We start from the raw sequence: 16,544 nt of genomic DNA on the forward strand, positions 1-16,544 counted from the left end.
CTCAGTGATCGTGGCAAACTAACGGGTCAATGAATTTACGGGGTTGGAGGGGCTTTTGGACAAGATTTTTATCGATGAGGCAGTGGCTGAATTATATACCATTCAGGATATGTTGCGCTGGTCTGCCAGCCGGTTTAATGCGGCGAATATTTATTACGGACACGGTACAGACAATCCTTGGGATGAAGCTCTGCAACTGGTTCTTCCATCGCTGTTTCTGCCGCTGGATATTCCACAGGAAATGATGACAGCGCGGCTGACATCAACTGAACGTCATCGTATTGTCGAACGGGTTCTTCGCCGTATTAATGATCGTATTCCTGTTGCTTACTTGACTAACAGAGCCTGGTTCTGTGGTCATGAATTTTATGTTGATGAACGGGTTCTGGTTCCACGCTCACCGATTGGTGAACTGATTAATAATGAATTTTCAGGACTGATCTCTGATGAACCCGCCAATATCCTTGATCTCTGTACAGGTAGCGGTTGTATCGCCATTGCCTGCGCATATGCTTTCCCGGAAGCGGAGATAGATGCGGTGGATATTTCCGTTAATGTATTGGCAGTGACTGAACAGAATATTCAGAATCACAACCTTGAGCATCGGGTAATTCCTATCCGTTCTGATCTGTTCCGTGATATGCCGCCTGTTAAGTACGATCTTATCGTCACTAATCCACCTTATGTCGATGCTGAGGATATGAGTGATTTGCCGGAAGAGTTCCGCCGTGAGCCTGAATTGGGGCTGGCTGCGGGTTCAGATGGTTTAAAACTGGCACGCCGCATTCTTGCAACCGCGCCTGATTTTCTTACAGAACAGGGTGTATTGATTTGTGAGGTTGGCAACAGCATGGTGCATTTGATTGAACAATATCCTGATGTGCCATTTACCTGGCTGGAGTTTGAATATGGTGGAGACGGTGTCTTTATGATGACACGTCAACAGCTTATCGAACATCACGAGCATTTTCGTTTATTCAAAGACTGATAGTTGGCTGGGTTGTCGTTGTGGTTGTTAATGCAGAACTTGCAGAGTGAAATATCGAGCTAAATAAGAGTTAAATAAAAGAACAATTAACAGGAAGGAACTGGGATGGCTGGAAATAGTATCGGGCAGTTTTTCCGGGTCACCACCTTTGGTGAATCTCACGGTTTGGCGTTGGGATGCATCGTCGATGGTGTGCCGCCGGGTATCACAATCACAGAAGCGGATTTGCAAATTGATTTAGACAGGCGCCGTCCGGGGACTTCCCGTTATACCACGCAGCGCCGTGAGCCGGATCAGGTTCGCATTCTTTCCGGAGTGTTTGAAGGGGTAACGACCGGTACCAGTATTGGCTTACTGATTGAAAATACTGATCAACGTTCTCAGGATTACAGCGCGATTAAAGACGTGTTCCGTCCGGGACATGCTGATTACACTTATGAACAAAAATATGGTATCCGCGACTATCGTGGTGGTGGCCGTTCTTCTGCCCGTGAAACGGCAATGCGAGTTGCAGCAGGTGCGATAGCGAAAAAATATTTGCTGGATAAGCATGGTATTCGTATCCGTGCTTGTTTGAGTCAGATGGGTAATATCCATTGTGAATTAAAAGATTGGGAACAGGTGGAACAAAACCCATTTTTCAGCCCTGATGAAACCAAACTTGAACAACTTGATGCCCTGATGCGTGAGCTAAAAAAAGCGGGTGATTCTATTGGCGCGAAAGTGACGGTTGTGGCAGAAAATGTGCCGGCCGGATTGGGAGAACCCGTTTTCGACCGACTTGATGCTGATATTGCTCATGCGCTGATGAGTATTAACGCAGTAAAAGGCGTTGAAATTGGTGAAGGTTTTGGTGTTATTAATCTGCGTGGCAGCGAAAACCGGGATGAAATTACGGCTCAGGGTTTCACCAGTAATCATGCGGGTGGAATTCTGGGGGGGATCAGCAGCAGCCAGCCAATTATTGCTCATATTGCGTTGAAACCCACTTCCAGCATCATGGTGCCGGGCAAAACGGTTAACCGTCAGGGTGAAGAGGTGGAAATGGTAACCCGTGGTCGCCATGATCCTTGTGTTGGTATCAGGGCGGTACCGATTGCAGAAGCCATGGTGGCTATTGTTCTGATGGATCACCTGTTACGCCAGAGAGCACAGTGCGCGGATGTTGAATCCAGTCTTCCTCGTTGGTGATTAGGAAGATGAAGCTAGCCTTGAAATCCCGGATATTGAAATGGGTAGCTGAATACGGATAAGCAGTTTCTTTTGATGGGATAAAATATGGACTGGTTATTATCAGGGGTGGAAATTTATGTCCTGCTCTTTCTGGTTGCGATGATCGCGGGATTCATTGATTCGATTTCTGGCGGTGGCGGTTTACTGACCATCCCTGCGTTACTGTCAGTCGGCGTCTCGCCTGTGCAGGCGTTAGCGACAAACAAGTTGCAGGCAGTGGGGGGGTCTTTCTCTGCCAGTCTCTATTTTGTCCGTTATGGTGCGGTTGATCTCAAATCTCAGCGCTTTGCCATACTGATGACATTGCTTGGTTCAATGGCTGGAGCGATGATTGTCCAGTTTATCAAACCCGATTTTCTCAGCCAGCTATTACCGGTTCTGGTCATTATTATTGGCCTTTACTTCCTTTTGACCCCAACGATAGGCAGGGAAGATCGCCATCGTCGTCTGGCTCCAGTGGCATTCGCCTGTCTTATCGGGGGTGGATTGGGTGCATATGATGGCGTATTTGGCCCCGGTGTTGGCTCATTTTATGCGTTAGCTTATGTTACCCTGTGCGGCTATAACCTGGCGAAATCCACCGCTCATGCCAAAGTACTGAACTTTGCTTCTAACATGGGTTCACTGGTGTTGTTTATCCTTGGCGGTCAGGTTTTGTGGGTATTGGGTCTTGTTATGCTGGCAGGGCAGGTAATCGGTGCACGGCTGGGCGCGCGTTTGGTTTTAACACATGGTCAAAAACTTATTCGCCCTATGATCGTGACTATCTCTTTTTTGATGAGCATTAAATTATTGAATGATAATCACGGAGATACGATCCGTACCTGGCTGGCATTTTATTTCTGATTCAGGATTTTGTTTTTAATTCATGACAACGCATAACTATCAAAAACTTATAGATATTTTTAATCGCTGTTTTGGCGACGAATACAATACACGTTTGGTAAAAGGTGATAACGAGCCTGTTTACCTGCCGGCAGATGAAGACGTTCCTTATAACCAGATTGTATTTGCTCATGGCTTCTATGCCAGTGCGTTACATGAAATTGCCCATTGGTGCATTGCGGGTGAAAAGCGTCGGGAACGGGTGGATTTTGGCTATTGGTATTGCCCGGACGGGCGTGACGCACAGACGCAAAGTGAATTTGAGAAAGTAGAAATTAAACCTCAGGCGCTTGATTGGATATTTTGTACCGCTGCGGGTTTTCCGTTCAATATCAGTTGTGACAACCTTGATGGGGATTTTGAACCTGACAGGCTGGCTTTTCAGCGTAAAGTTCATGAGCAGATCATGGACTATTTAGCGCAGGGAATACCGGCAAGAGCGGAGTGCTTTATTCAGGGGTTACAATCGTTCTACAATACGCCCCCATTGAAAGCGGAACATTTTCCTTACCCGGAAAATATATATTCGCAGATTGAAACTGAATTTAAGGAAAGATGATGCTCGCTGAGTTTGAAACGCGTATTTTGGCGCAAATTGATGACATGGTAGATCATGCCAGTGATGATGAATTATTTGCTGGTGGCTATCTCCGCGGGCATCTCACTTTGGCGGTGGCGGAATTGGAACAGGAAGGCGCTCATACGGCTGAACAGCTTCATGATCGTGTTGAAGAAAGTATCCAAAATGCGATTAAAGCAGGAGAATTGGCGCCACCGGATCAGATTCTGGTTCTCCATACCTGGCAGCGTCTGCTGGATAACGCTAAAACTCAATGAATTGATTAAAGCAATAGAAAAAACGAACTGCACCCCAAAAAACCACATAAGTTTCTAACATCTGGCGGTGCAGTGCATCGAAGCGAAGAGTTAATGGCGATTTCTATTCCTTCGTTATTTCGCTTTTTTTGCCTTTTAGTTTTTCGGTTTTAACTTCGCGGCCTTTCAGTAGCTTTCTGATCCAAAAACGGTTTGGATGAAGGGCTGCCAGTGTTTCATGATTCAGTGGTAATGGTTCATCAAAGATCTGCCCTGCAAGTATTTCCGCACTTAGTGGTGCAGAGCATAATCCACGGGAACCTAATGCTCCAATAACAAATAGATTGGAATAACAGGGGGCATCTGCGACAAGGTTCCCTGTGAGGATTTGTTCTGATAGATCCTGATAATTTTCCATTATTTCATTGAGATTCGGCACATTTCCCACCATTGGCATATGGTCACGAATAACACAACGAATACTCTGGCGAGATTTTCCGGCAGAAACATCAACCTGACTTACCCATCCGGCATCAGGTAAACATTTCAGTAATCGATCACGATTCTCTTGTTGTTCTGTTTCAGAATATTCGCTATCAAGCTGATGGCGCTGATAACTGGCCCCGATGCAGTGGTACTGATTGGTTGGATTAGCCGGTGTCATATAGCCATCATAGCAAAGCACATTTTTCAATTTACTCAGCTCTGCTGTGGTTGGAATATGACTGACTTGACCACGAACGGCGGTAACCGGCAATTTTTCGGTTTGTCTAAATTGGGGCAGATGATAGCCATTGGCAATCACTACCGTTTTATGATGTGTGTTTAAGCGTTGCCCTTGATGCATCAAATGCAGTTGCCAACCATTTTCGCTATGGTCAAGAGCGGTGATTTCATAATTGAAGAAACAGATCATCCCTTGCTGTTGTGCTAATTCTGTTGCCGCTTTGGTCAATTCGGCCGGGCAGAGCCATCCCCCTTGTGGATAGTGAATGCCGTGGTGATTAATATCCAGTCCACATTCTTCACTCAATTGGCGGCGGTTCATACCAACAGCGATTTCATCCGGCCATTCTGTTGCCAGAATTTTTTCAATTTTCCTGCTTCTTTTTTCATCATAAGCAAGCTGGCTGACACCACACCATTGATGGTCAAAATGAATTCCCTGAGCGGATAGCTGATCATACTGACGGCGGGCAAAAGTAAATGCAGAGGTAAAGAATTTTTCGAGCTCATTACTATTACCGTTAAGTAGCGGGTAGAGCGCTCCCTGACGATTACCGGATGCACCTTGTGCCGGAAATTCATCCTGACAATAAAGAGTAACTTGCGCGCCACGACGCAGTAGCGCAAGAGCGGTGAGAATACCGGCAATACCCCCGCCGATAATCGCGATATCATCTGTGTGGCTTGCCGCTGGACGGGCAAACCACGGTGTGGGCAATGGCTGAGATTTCTGTGTTGCCAGAACCCCGGTCAGCATTTCTCTTTTGCGACCAAATCCTTTTACTTTACTGACACTAAAACCTGCTTGTTGTAAACCTCGGCGAACAATACCGGCAGAAGTGAAGGTGGCAAAGGTGCCGTTTGGGCGGGCAAATTGCGCCATTGCGGCAAACAGTTGTTCGCTCCACATTTGTGGGTTTTTTGCAGGTGCGAAGCCATCTAAAAACCAGGCATCTATTTTACCGTAAAGGCTGGAATCCATTGTTGGCAACAGATCATTAACGTCACCAAACCATAAATCCAGTGTGACCGTTCCATTTGCCATAATTAGCCGATGGCAGCCAGCCAACGGTTGAGGCCATTGCTGGCAGAGCTGTTGCGAAAAAAGGCCAATCTCAGGCCAGCGTTGATGAGCGGTCCGTAAGTCACAGATTTTCAGTGGGTATTTCTCGAAGCTAATGAAATGCAGACGTTTTAGCGGGGCATCAGGATTTTGTTGCCGAAATGCATCAAATGATTGCCATAGTGTCAGAAAATTCAAGCCTGTTCCGAAGCCAGTTTCTGCTATGACACAGTTGGTACGGGAATGAGAGCTGAATCGTTGGGGAAAGTGGTTACCGTTAAGGAATACATAACGGGTTTCTTCCAATCCATCCTGATTTGAAAAGTAAACGTCGTCGAATTGTGCTGAAACCGGAGTGCCCTGATCATTCCAGCTCAGGGTTGCGGTACAGATGGCAGAGTTTTTCACGGTAATGCCTGCAATGTTACTGATAATAACGTGATTTTAACGGTGTTAAGCTTAATGTGCCACCTGACAGGAGAAGAGATTGGAAACCCATAAACCAGAACGCTGGTGCTGATGAAAATCACCGAGAAAAAGAATATTATCTGAAAAACTGCACCTTAATCAGTTAGTGTCCAACTTTTGGGGTGCAGTTTAACAAAGTGGGGTTTAAATCTATAAAGGAATATAAAATTCACACAGCTTTTTAAATTCCTTTGACTGTGTTTCCTTTAAGTGTGAGGAAATAATATCAATCATTGATATCACTTTGCGCCTGGCTGCTGCTTTATCACCGTTTTTTCGATTGATGTCTTCAATATAAGATGAGCATAACTTACAAAATTCAGCTACTCTTTTTTCAAGGATATTTGAGTCTTTATTGATAAAATCGTAATAGCGGTAATTATTAGCCTGCTTTAGGTAATCTGAATTTGGTATAGGTGCTCGTATGAATGTTCTCTCTGAGTTTAATCCAGAAATATCCTTATCGTGGCTCTTGTATATAGACTCCAATAGCCGCTGATTTTTACTGGATATAATCATAATTAGCCCATAAAGTGTGATGAATGCTCCAATTAGGATATGGTTCTGTTGTGACACAACCAATCTAATATTGTTAATTTTGTTGCCGTATTGTGACGAGATATTTGTATCCATATTAAAAGCTACTAAAATCCATACAATACCAACGCTTAATAGAAGATAACCCAGTCCTCTCATTATTAACCCCCATAAAGTTAGTGGGTGGAAGTGCTCTAACTTACTTAGGTCTTACAATGAACCAACCATTTTATATGGCATAACATCATTACAATCATTTTGTGTGTGAATAATGGCTTTATTACTAATAAAGTCAGAAAATTTTTTATTTCAAAATGTTTGTTACTGTAAGTTTGGAGAATTTAAGTAATTCTGCTAGTAAGATAACATAAAAGCCGGTTATTTTCATAAAAATTCTATTCATGGTTATAGCGGCTATTATTAAACTCGTTTCTAATTATAAGAAAACGTAATAAAAATAACAGACATAGTGATCTCTATATAAATTAAACTTTTAATCATTATTCAGATACCTGATAAGTTCAGGTGTTTTGCGTTGAGAGCCTGAAATTTATTGCCATTCATTGCGATCTGAATAACTTCTGCCACGTTCTATGTAGGTTAGTTGTTGTTTTGACCAGAAAATATATTGGGATCTTTCGATGGATGAATTTTTCTTCGTAATTTTATCCTGATCGGACTTGTTCGGCGTACAAGTGTACGCTAAAGTGCTGTTAGATTGATAGAGATCCCGCAGATAAACATATTTAATGAGGTATTTAATGAAGCGTGCAGTGATCACTGGATTGGGTATTGTCTCCAGCATTGGTAATAACCAGAAAGAAGTACTGGCATCTCTGAAAGAAGGTCGCTCCGGGATAACTTTCTCCAAAGAATTCAAAGAGATGAAAATGAGAAGTCACGTCTGGGGTAATGTAAAACTGGATACTACAGGGTTAATAGACCGAAAAATTCAGCGTTTCATGAGTGATGCTTCTGTTTATGCTTATCTGGCGATGGATGAAGCAATTAAAGATTCTGGCCTGACTGATGATCAGGTTTCTCATATTCGTAGTGGATTAGTTGTGGGTTCTGGTGGCGGTTCTCCACATAACCAGGTGGCTGCCGCTGATGGTATGCGTTCTCGTGGTTTACGTGGTGTGGGGCCTTATATGGTGACTCGTGCAATGGCTTCCGGTGTGTCAGCTTGCCTTGCGACTCCTTTTAAAATCAAAGGGGTAAACTACTCTATCAGTTCTGCTTGTTCTACTTCTGCTCATTGTATTGGTCATGCGGCTGAACTTATTCAGTTAGGAAAACAGGATGTTGTTTTTGCCGGCGGTGGTGAAGAGCTGTGCTGGGAAATGAGCTGTGAATTTGATGCGATGGGTGCACTTTCAACGAAATATAACGAGATGCCTGAACAAGCTTCCCGTACTTATGATAAAAACCGTGATGGTTTTGTTATTGCCGGCGGTGGCGGTATCGTTGTTGTTGAAGAATTGGAGCATGCATTAGCACGCGGCGCACACATATACGCTGAAATTGTTGGGTATGGTGCCACATCTGATGGTGCGGATATGGTGGTTCCATCCGGTGAAGGTGCAGTTCGCTGTATGCATATGGCGTTGCAAGGTGTGAAAGGTTCTATTGACTATGTGAATACGCATGGTACTTCCACGCCAGCGGGTGATTTGAAAGAGTTGGAGGCTATCAGGGAAGTATTTGGTGATACAACACCTGCAATTTCTGCGACAAAAGCGATGACAGGTCATTCACTGGGTGCTGCCGGTGTACATGAAGCGATTTATAGCCTGCTGATGTTAGAGCATAGTTTTATTGCACCGAGTATTAACATTGAAGATCTTGATGATAAAGCGGCGGGTATGAATATTATTACGAAACCTACCGAACAAAAGTTGAATACAGTAATGTCCAACAGTTTTGGTTTTGGTGGTACGAATGCTTCCCTGGTAATGAGCAAGTATTTGGGGTAATTCTCTTATCAGGTTTGGACAGTGCTCAGGTAAAAGCAATAACTTTTGGCGCATTTTAGCGGCCAGGGTGAGCGAAACGAGTCAACTTCGTGTACTAAAATGTACACTCCTGTTTCTGTGCACTGTCTGTATCACCATTATTCTGTTTATTGATCCTACTAATCACATACTCGGAAGAGAGCCCTTCAGAATACCTGGGGTTGGAGAAGACCGTCTGCCGGATAACGTCAAAAGGTTGTATCATCGTTGGGTTCAACACAAGGAACAGAGTGTGAAGCTCTGAAATAAGGAACTGGAAGTTGTATGATAATGCGTTTATTACCTTATGCTTTGTTGTTTTTGCCATTTAATATATACGCTGACAGCGAATCTTGCATTCAAACAGGCGGCTATATTGAAATGAATATGCGGGGAAAAATGATAAATGATTTGAATATTCATTCTCAGGATGTTGATTTTAAAAAAACAAGAATCGAATTACTTTCTGATATTGAAATCAATAAAATTATTGCTGCGGAATTTGCTAAAAAAGAGGTGGAAAAAGATAAATCGAGAGACAGTTCAGTTCGACTCAGGTATAAAGACTATTATGAAACTTATACAGAATATAATCCTCATAATTTAATTTTAAAATTCACCTATTTTAATAAACGAGACGACAGGAATATTTTTATTGCATCGGCAATTGTTAATGATATTGAATGCTCGGTATCATTTAGTGATTATTTAACGGTGAATCGAGAATTTTAAATCATGGATTCGGTGAAAATTGAAGGCTCAAAAAAGTTGAGGTTTAATTGAATTAAATCCTATTTTTCTGGGCGTTAATTTCTGTGAAAGATAACATTAATGTAAAGTGTATTTTTATCTTGTCAGTGACAAAAGCCCATAATTTTTTGATGATAATTATGGGCTTTTGTTTATCAGACTTTAGTTTCAGCAGCCATTTGCTGAATACGGCGCTTACGGATGATGCGTAATACTGGAGGAATAATCAGAACCAGTACTGCCAATATCAATAAACTCTGAGCAATCGTGCTGTTCCACAGAATTCCAAATTCTCCATTACTGATGGAAAGTGCGCGACGTAAATTTTGTTCCAGCATTTCTCCCAATACGAAACCAAGAATTAATGGCGACATGGGGAAATTCATTTTCCTTAGAATGTAACCGAAAACGCCTAGCCCTATCATCAGCAGAAGATCGAATGTAGTACTGTGTACCGCATATACACCAACGGCCGAAACGGTAGCAATGGCAGGGACAAGGAACCATAACGGAACAGTTAACATCCGGGTAAATAGACCTATCATTGGGATATTCATGATTAGCAGGATAACGTTGGCAATCAGTAATGCTGCAATTAATCCCCAAACGATATCCGGTTGTTCAGTAAACATTCCCGGACCCGGCGTAATATTATAGAGTGTTAATGCACCCATCATAACGGCAGTGGTGCCTGAACCTGGAACTCCTAATGTTAGCATTGGAATAAAGGAGCCACAGGCCGAAGCGTTGTTAGCAGCTTCCGGTGCTGCAACGCCACGAATATCACCTTTACCAAATGAATCGCTGTTTCCACTGATCCTTTTCTCGGTCATATAGGTAATTGCGCTGGCAATTGTCGCCCCTGCACCAGGCAAAATACCGACAAAGAAACCGATAAAAGATGACCTGATCGTTGGCATGGCGCATTCAGCCGCTTCCTTGCGGTTAAACAACAAACGGCCTGTTTTGCGGATAATGGTTTTGCCGGTTGATGTATTTTCTAGCATCAGCAGAATTTCGCTGACAGAGAACAGTCCTATTACTACAACGATAAACTGAATACCATCTGACAGATGAACGTTGTCGAAAGTAAAACGATAAACCCCGGTGTTGGCGTCTACTCCGACAGTTGCCAGACTTAATCCTATCAGTGCCGCTAATAGTGATTTCAGCGGATTCTGACTCATCATGCTACCCAGACAAGCAATAGCAAAAACCATTAGTGCAAAATATTCAGCAGGGCCGAAAGCCAATGACCACTGCGCCAGTAATGGGGCAAACAAAATAATGCCGAAAATTGCCAGTAAAGAACCACAAAAAGAACTGACTGCGGAAATAGACAGCGCCACACCCGCACGTCCTTGTTTAGCCATCGGATAACCATCCAGTGCGGTCATAATGGCAGCGGCATCACCGGGAACATTCAGCAGAATCGACGATATACGCCCACCATACTCACAACCGATATAAACAGTTGCTAATAAGATCAGCGCTGATTCAGCAGGCAGTTTTAACGCGAAAGCCAGTGGCAGTAGAATCGCGACACCATTAATCGGCCCAAGCCCCGGTAACAGGCCAACAATCGTACCGACAAAACAGCCAATTAAAGCAATAATCAGGTTTTGCGGCACCATTGCAACTTCAAAACCCTGACTGAGATACATCCAGGTTTCCATAAATTCTCCGTCAGTTGAGCCAGTTGCCGAGAGGCAGGGTTACATCGAGTAAGCGGTCAAAGGCGAAATAGAGCGTGACGCCAAGGAACACCCCGGAAATAATTGCGGCAGGCAGTGTCGCGTTAAATAACAGGGCGACACTGAATGTCAGCAGAGCGGTAGCCAGAGGAAAACCCAGCCACTCAAATGCCCAGCCATAGATAACTAAAGAGACAATCAGTATCATCAGGCGACGAATAACGGATGCATCGGGCCAATTGCTCTGTTCTGGTTTTTTGAAAAGCAGCAATAAAGCACAGAGAGCCATCAGAGACAGAATAATCATTGGAAAAGGCCTGGGCCCCAGAGGTTCATAAGTGTATTCGCTCTGGATTTCCCAACCAATAACCATACCAATGGCACAGAGTGCTAACCAGATAGCAGCAAAGAGGCGATCGCTCATGATAATTGCCCTGTTATTTGGCTAAGCCGAAAGCTTTGGCTTGTTCACGATACTGTTCAACCTGTTTTTTCACATAGCTGTCCAGTTCCTTGCCGGTCATGTTGAATTCGAACAATCCACGGATATCCCGCTGCTTTTTAAAAGCATCTGTTTGTTGTAATTTATTAAAAGTATCAACCCACCACTGATACGCTTCATCGGAGACTTTTGGCCCCATATAAAATCCGCGGATAATCGGCCATATCAGGTGATAGCCTTGTTCTTTGGCGGTAGGAATATTGGCTAAATCACCCTCCAGCCGTTTATCGGCATAAACAGCCAGAACACGGATTTTGTCTCCATTCAGGTAAGGCATCATTTCGCTCAGATCACCGGAGACAGCCTGAATATGATTACCCAGCAGAGCTGTGACAGGTTCACCACCTCCCTCAAAAGCGACATAACGCATTTTGTGAGGATCAATACCAACCTCTTTTGCCAGCAGAGCTGTTTTCATCCAGTCCTGACTGCCGATAGAAGCGCCGGCACCAAACACAATGCTGGTGGGATTGTCCTTGAAAGCATTCATCAAATCATTCAGGGTGTTATAAGGAGAATCAGCACGAACAGCAATCATGCCATAATCAGTACCAACACTTGCCAGCCAGCGAACATCATTAACATTGTAGCGGCCAAATTTTCCTTGAGACAAATTGAGCAGAGAACCACCGGAAAAGGCAACGATGGTTCCCGCTTCAGCAGGTCGCTGTGCAACGATAGCGTTGTAAGCGACAGCACCAACACCACCGGGCATAAAGGTGACGCGCATAGGCTTACTGATCTCTTTGGTATCCAGTAATGAAACCTGTACCAGTTTGCAGGTCAGATCAAACCCGCCACCCGGTTTTGCTGGTGCAATACATTCAGTTCTGCCGGGGGCGTCGGCAGCAAAAACAGTACTTGCGCTAAATAGTAAAGCGGTTGTCGCTAACATTTTGATTATTATAGTTTTCATTTGGTTGCTCTCATCAGTGCCTGTGTAAGACATAACCATCACAAACGAACTTGGTTGACTTAATTGATAATAATAAAACCTTTCATTTACCTTTCATTAACAAGAAAAGTTGTTGATATGTGATTTCAATCGCTTAATTTGCGTAGCGTTTCGCATTAATGAGTTAACAAATGGCGACATACTTTCTTTTTTGTTTGGGTTTGTTGTAAGTTTCTTGTGGTTCTGATGTTGCTCTGTTTTGTTGTCAGATAACTCAAAGAAAAATTGCCCGAAGGTGGTGTGGTTTTTGGCAAAAATAGTCGTAAACTTTCGCTTAATGCGGGGGAGAGATAAGGTGAAAAGCTTTAAGGGTTTATCTGCAATCTGGAACAGCCGCCTGTAGGCGACTGTTTAACCGTTTTGCATCTTTGATGTTTATTGATTGGTTACTCGGAGTGCATGATTTCATCGATATCACGCGGTGCTGGATTTTGTCGGCAGCAAGGGCACGTCACGTAAGCTATTCCAGGTACTCTGTTTGAGTCAACTTCAGCTTGGAAGACTTGTTTCAAACATTCCGTGTGCATTGGATAGCTTTCGGGGCTACCGTGATTGCAACTGAGTTGGTAAAAAGGCTTGTCGTTATTTTCAAGACAAATGGTACATTCTTTGGTTGTATCTGGCTCAATGTGTGGCATGTGACTTCTCCTATATGAGGGATTATTTCGCTTTTCTGGCTTAAATAGCGTTTCAAAACAGTAGATCACTCGAAGGGAACTTAATCTGGTTTTTGCAATCTGATTAATCGCAAAAAATCACAAATTACTAAATCACTCGTTGAACTGAGTTATGCAAATTATAGCACCTATATTCCGAAATGAATGGCGCTTAATGCTAAAAATTCTTCATAGAACTTAGCAAAAACCGCCGTAAACCCTTGCCCAGTGCGGGCGGGGATATAAGGCGAAAAGCCCAAAGGGCTTTCAGGCGGTTATCAATCTGCATACTGCGTTTGATAATTTCTTCAATCCGAAGTTGCGCGCCCAATTTCCCACGTTCAAACGCAAACAGGGCAAGCAATCGCGCTATCACTGTGTTGGGGTGAAAGTGCTGGAGGGGGCGGTGAAGCGCCCGAAATTGTCACCGATAAAGGCGCGCATACACCGAGAAATTGCAGGGGAAGTGAAGAGCATGACGCTGTCCCGAACCGCCACGGGAAAATATTTCGCCGCTATCCTGTGTGACGATGGAAAAGATGCGCGGGAAAAGCCGGGCGTAATCACCCGCGTGACCGGTTGCGATATGGGTTTGTCCCACTATCTTATCGAGTCGAACGGGGAGAAGGTCAATAACCCGCGTCACCTAATCAACGCCACCCGTAACCTGCGTCGAAAGCAGAAATCGCTGTCCCGCAAACAAAAGGGCAGTGCTAACCGCGGGAAGGCCCGATTACGTCTGGCGGCAGTCCATGAGCGGGTAGCCAATGCCCGCGCCGATTTTCAACACAAACGCTCTCGGACAATGGTTGACGAAAACCAAGCGCTCATTGTTGAGACACTAAAATCGGCCAACATGATGAAGGATCACCGCATTGCCCGCGCTATCGGGGATGCGGGCTGGCATGGTTTCATCAAGAAACTGGAATACAAAGCCGCAGCAGCGGGGGTCCATCTGGTCAAACTGGATCAGGGGTTCGCGAGTTCGAAAACCTGTCATTGCTGCGGTCATAAAGAATCAGAAATGCCCTTAAGCCAGCGGTACTGGATGTGTCCAATGTGCCAAACGGAACATGATCGCGATATCAATGCGGCGCTCAACATCCAGCGCAAGGGCACGAGAGAATTACAGGCGGCGGGACTCGTCGTTTCTGCCCACGGAGGCCAGTGTAAATCCGTCATAAAGACGGTTGCGGCCTGAGAAGTGGGAAGCCTCGCCGTTTTTTACGGCGGGGAGCAGTCACGATGAAAACTATGCCTGAAGATTAATGGCGATGTTGACGTACGACACTAATTGATGCGAGGTCACCTGATGGTAGCTTTTTTGTACCTTTGCTTAAATATTCCTCATGTGTATATTGATGCTAAACATCTTCTGAATTACATTGTAGTTCAACAAGGAGGCTTATTATGGCTGCAAATCAACTAGTACAAACCCGTATTGATGGTGAAATCAAAGCAGAGGCTGCTGCGGTTCTCGCCGCTATGGGGCTCACTGTGTCAGATGCTGTTCGCATGATGCTAACACGAGTTGCAAGAGAAAAAGTATTACCATTTGAACCATTAGTTCCGAACGAAACGACAATCGCAGCAATGAAAGAAGCTCGTAAAGGGGGTGGAAAATCATTCTCCACTGTCAAAGATTTAATGGCTGATCTCAATGCGAACGACTGAATACACAAGTCAATTTAAACGCGATTACAAAAGAGAAAAAAAGGGTAAACATCGTGCTATTCTTGACGATACTATAATGTTGGTTATCAATGAATTAGCCTTGGATAATCCACTGGAGTCAAAATACTGTGATCATGCGCTGACTGGAGATTGGAAGGATTTCCGAGATTGTCATATTAAGCCGAACCTTATACTGATTTACCAAAAACCTGACGAGGGCACATTACGGCTTGTTCGCCTTGGTTCGCATTCCGAACTTGGATTATAGGGATAACCAGCTCTCCTTATTTTTTATAGCTACCAACTTAATAAACCCACTTCGGCGCTGAGGGATCCCCACAAAGCGGTGCTAATAAATCAAAACCATATTTTGGTAGATTTTGGCGAGGTATTTGAGTGTGTTATTAAGTACTATTTCAAATAATATTAGCGGGGAATGGCGTAATATATTCTCCGCTAATGTCAGGTAAGAAATGACTCTTCTTGATTTGATACTATTTGCCTGATAATTAAGGTGTATTCCTTTGTTTTCAGCATGAAACCCAATCAACCAAAGCACAATCGAGCTGAGCGTAGCAAGAAGGCTCAATACGGATAAGCGACCAGCGCCTTGACTGTAACTCGCCCTAAGCCCAAATCCAAATCGTTCGCTCTTTTCATCTCTAAAATTTTGTTCTATTTGCATTCTTCGGCTGTATAATTTCATAACCTGCCGAGGTTTAAAATCATCCATGCTGGTAAAAATAAGCCAAGGCTCTATGGCTGCCGAACGTCCATCTTTCACCTGTGACATTCGTTCCATTCGACATCGTGACTTTTTGAATTTTCTACCTTTATTAGGTCTTTTATGGAGATAAAAGAAACCATCACAGCGAGCATATTCTGCTTTTGATAATGTACCAAAACCCAGAAATTGTGGTGTTGTAGTCGCTTTCAAAGCTTGCCGTTTAAACCAAAACTCACCATATTTTTCCAGCCTTAATTGAGTATTTCCACGAATACGCCCAACAAAATCCCAACCAAGAGTTTTTATATGCTTAAACCAAGCATTTTTGAAACCGGCATCTGTAACGATAAGGACTCGAGCTTTAGGGTTAACAGCCTGAGCTAATATGTCGAGAAAGGCGTTTTGTATTTTTGAATTTTGCTGATCACATGAAGGTACTATTTGACTTAATAAAGGTATTGAGCGCCCATCGCAAATTAAACTAGCACGGAGTACATGATGTTCTTGTGACGGATATCCACTCCAATCAACGGCAATAACACACAGTGATAGAGGCTCAGTCAGCATTGAAATAATGTTGCGAAAAATATCAGGAATATTCTTGTGGAGTGCTTTATTACCAAGTAATCGGTCAACACGTTTAATTTTATGCTTGACGAGGGCATTTCCCGGCAGAAAACGACCAACACTGGTTAACGTAAGAGAAGCGCCATTAATCAAAGCCATAGTGGCATCGATTAATGCATTCTGACGATACTTATGAAACGGCGCTAAGGCATCTTTGAAGAAGTCATGACATACTTTACGTATAGGCATAGCAGTGACCTTATTGACTTGGTGGAACAATCAGTAGATCACACAACGCTATGCCTGTCT

At 43.8% G+C, this 16,544-nt stretch carries 15 protein-coding genes and 1 pseudogene; 10 read left to right on the forward strand and 6 right to left on the reverse strand.

Going from position 1 to position 16,544, the window contains the following annotated elements; translation table 11 throughout:
• The first annotated feature begins 55 nt into the window (after positions 1 to 55).
• The 5 genes from prmB to LGZ99_RS18170 all read left to right on the forward strand — a co-directional run bounded on the left by prmB (position 56) and on the right by LGZ99_RS18170 (position 3,943).
• Positions 56 to 988: a 50S ribosomal protein L3 N(5)-glutamine methyltransferase gene (gene prmB, locus LGZ99_RS18150; RefSeq protein WP_036838269.1), complete on the forward strand. Its 933-nt coding sequence runs from the start codon at positions 56 to 58 to the stop codon at positions 986 to 988.
• Positions 989 to 1,093: 105 nt separating this feature from the next.
• Positions 1,094 to 2,179, forward strand: coding sequence for a chorismate synthase (aroC, locus tag LGZ99_RS18155; protein WP_021323252.1), 1,086 nt, complete (start codon positions 1,094 to 1,096; stop codon positions 2,177 to 2,179).
• An 87-nt stretch (positions 2,180 to 2,266) separates the two neighbouring features.
• Positions 2,267 to 3,067 (forward strand): sulfite exporter TauE/SafE family protein, encoded by an 801-nt coding sequence (locus LGZ99_RS18160; RefSeq protein ID WP_021323251.1) that lies wholly within the window; start codon positions 2,267 to 2,269, stop codon positions 3,065 to 3,067.
• A 22-nt stretch (positions 3,068 to 3,089) separates the two neighbouring features.
• Positions 3,090 to 3,665, forward strand: a complete 576-nt coding sequence (locus LGZ99_RS18165) for an elongation factor P hydroxylase (RefSeq protein WP_036838270.1) — start codon at positions 3,090 to 3,092, stop codon at positions 3,663 to 3,665.
• Entirely contained in the window at positions 3,665 to 3,943 is a 279-nt protein-coding gene (locus tag LGZ99_RS18170) for a YfcL family protein (protein ID WP_036838273.1), read from the forward strand. Before LGZ99_RS18165 ends, LGZ99_RS18170 begins: the two co-directional genes overlap by 1 nt.
• Before the next feature lie 103 nt (positions 3,944 to 4,046).
• Here the strand turns inward: LGZ99_RS18170 and mnmC are convergent, their stop codons facing one another.
• Both mnmC and LGZ99_RS18180 read right to left on the reverse strand, forming a co-directional pair.
• Positions 4,047 to 6,119 carry a bifunctional tRNA (5-methylaminomethyl-2-thiouridine)(34)-methyltransferase MnmC2/FAD-dependent 5-carboxymethylaminomethyl-2-thiouridine(34) oxidoreductase MnmC1 gene (gene mnmC / locus LGZ99_RS18175; RefSeq protein WP_051769346.1) on the reverse strand — a complete coding sequence of 691 codons (2,073 nt, stop codon included), beginning with the start codon at positions 6,117 to 6,119 and terminating at the stop codon, positions 4,047 to 4,049.
• 210 nt (positions 6,120 to 6,329) lie between these two features.
• The gene (locus LGZ99_RS18180) at positions 6,330 to 6,875 is read right to left on the reverse strand and encodes a hypothetical protein (RefSeq protein WP_021323248.1); all 546 of its coding nucleotides are present in this window, start codon (positions 6,873 to 6,875) and stop codon (positions 6,330 to 6,332) included.
• A gap of 602 nt (positions 6,876 to 7,477) precedes the next feature.
• Between LGZ99_RS18180 and fabB the strand changes: the two genes are divergently transcribed.
• A complete protein-coding gene (gene fabB / locus LGZ99_RS18185) occupies positions 7,478 to 8,692 on the forward strand; it encodes a beta-ketoacyl-ACP synthase I (RefSeq protein ID WP_021323247.1) in 1,215 nt (404 codons plus the stop codon).
• Between the two features lie 303 nt (positions 8,693 to 8,995).
• Entirely contained in the window at positions 8,996 to 9,442 is a 447-nt protein-coding gene (locus tag LGZ99_RS18190; protein WP_262979411.1) for a hypothetical protein, read from the forward strand.
• A gap of 173 nt (positions 9,443 to 9,615) precedes the next feature.
• On the opposite strand, the gene LGZ99_RS18195 is transcribed toward LGZ99_RS18190, so the two are convergent.
• The 3 genes from LGZ99_RS18195 to LGZ99_RS18205 are packed head-to-tail and all read right to left on the reverse strand — an operon-like array spanning position 9,616 to position 12,572.
• The gene (locus LGZ99_RS18195; protein ID WP_021323245.1) at positions 9,616 to 11,136 is read right to left on the reverse strand and encodes a tripartite tricarboxylate transporter permease; all 1,521 of its coding nucleotides are present in this window, start codon (positions 11,134 to 11,136) and stop codon (positions 9,616 to 9,618) included.
• A gap of 10 nt (positions 11,137 to 11,146) precedes the next feature.
• A complete protein-coding gene (locus LGZ99_RS18200) occupies positions 11,147 to 11,578 on the reverse strand; it encodes a tripartite tricarboxylate transporter TctB family protein (RefSeq protein ID WP_036838277.1) in 432 nt (143 codons plus the stop codon).
• A 13-nt stretch (positions 11,579 to 11,591) separates the two neighbouring features.
• Positions 11,592 to 12,572, reverse strand: a complete 981-nt coding sequence (locus LGZ99_RS18205; RefSeq protein ID WP_036838279.1) for a Bug family tripartite tricarboxylate transporter substrate binding protein — start codon at positions 12,570 to 12,572, stop codon at positions 11,592 to 11,594.
• A gap of 963 nt (positions 12,573 to 13,535) precedes the next feature.
• Here LGZ99_RS18205 and LGZ99_RS18210 point away from each other — a divergent pair.
• From LGZ99_RS18210 to LGZ99_RS18220, 3 genes and pseudogenes are all read left to right on the forward strand, one after another.
• Positions 13,536 to 14,468: pseudogene (locus LGZ99_RS18210) on the forward strand (RNA-guided endonuclease InsQ/TnpB family protein); the annotation flags it as partial.
• A 209-nt stretch (positions 14,469 to 14,677) separates the two neighbouring features.
• Entirely contained in the window at positions 14,678 to 14,941 is a 264-nt protein-coding gene (locus tag LGZ99_RS18215; protein ID WP_021324908.1) for a type II toxin-antitoxin system RelB/DinJ family antitoxin, read from the forward strand.
• A complete protein-coding gene (locus LGZ99_RS18220) occupies positions 14,928 to 15,209 on the forward strand; it encodes a type II toxin-antitoxin system YafQ family toxin (RefSeq protein WP_021324907.1) in 282 nt (93 codons plus the stop codon). The genes LGZ99_RS18215 and LGZ99_RS18220 overlap by 14 nt, the downstream gene beginning before the upstream one ends.
• Positions 15,210 to 15,290: 81 nt before the next feature.
• Here LGZ99_RS18220 and LGZ99_RS18225 read toward each other — a convergent pair whose 3' ends face one another.
• Positions 15,291 to 16,484: an IS4 family transposase gene (locus LGZ99_RS18225; RefSeq protein ID WP_036841743.1), complete on the reverse strand. Its 1,194-nt coding sequence runs from the start codon at positions 16,482 to 16,484 to the stop codon at positions 15,291 to 15,293.
• Between the last annotated feature and the right edge of the window lie 60 nt (positions 16,485 to 16,544).

The organism is Photorhabdus temperata (genome assembly GCF_025384845.1).
In the GTDB taxonomy this organism is placed as follows: Bacteria; Pseudomonadota; Gammaproteobacteria; order Enterobacterales; family Enterobacteriaceae; genus Photorhabdus; species Photorhabdus temperata.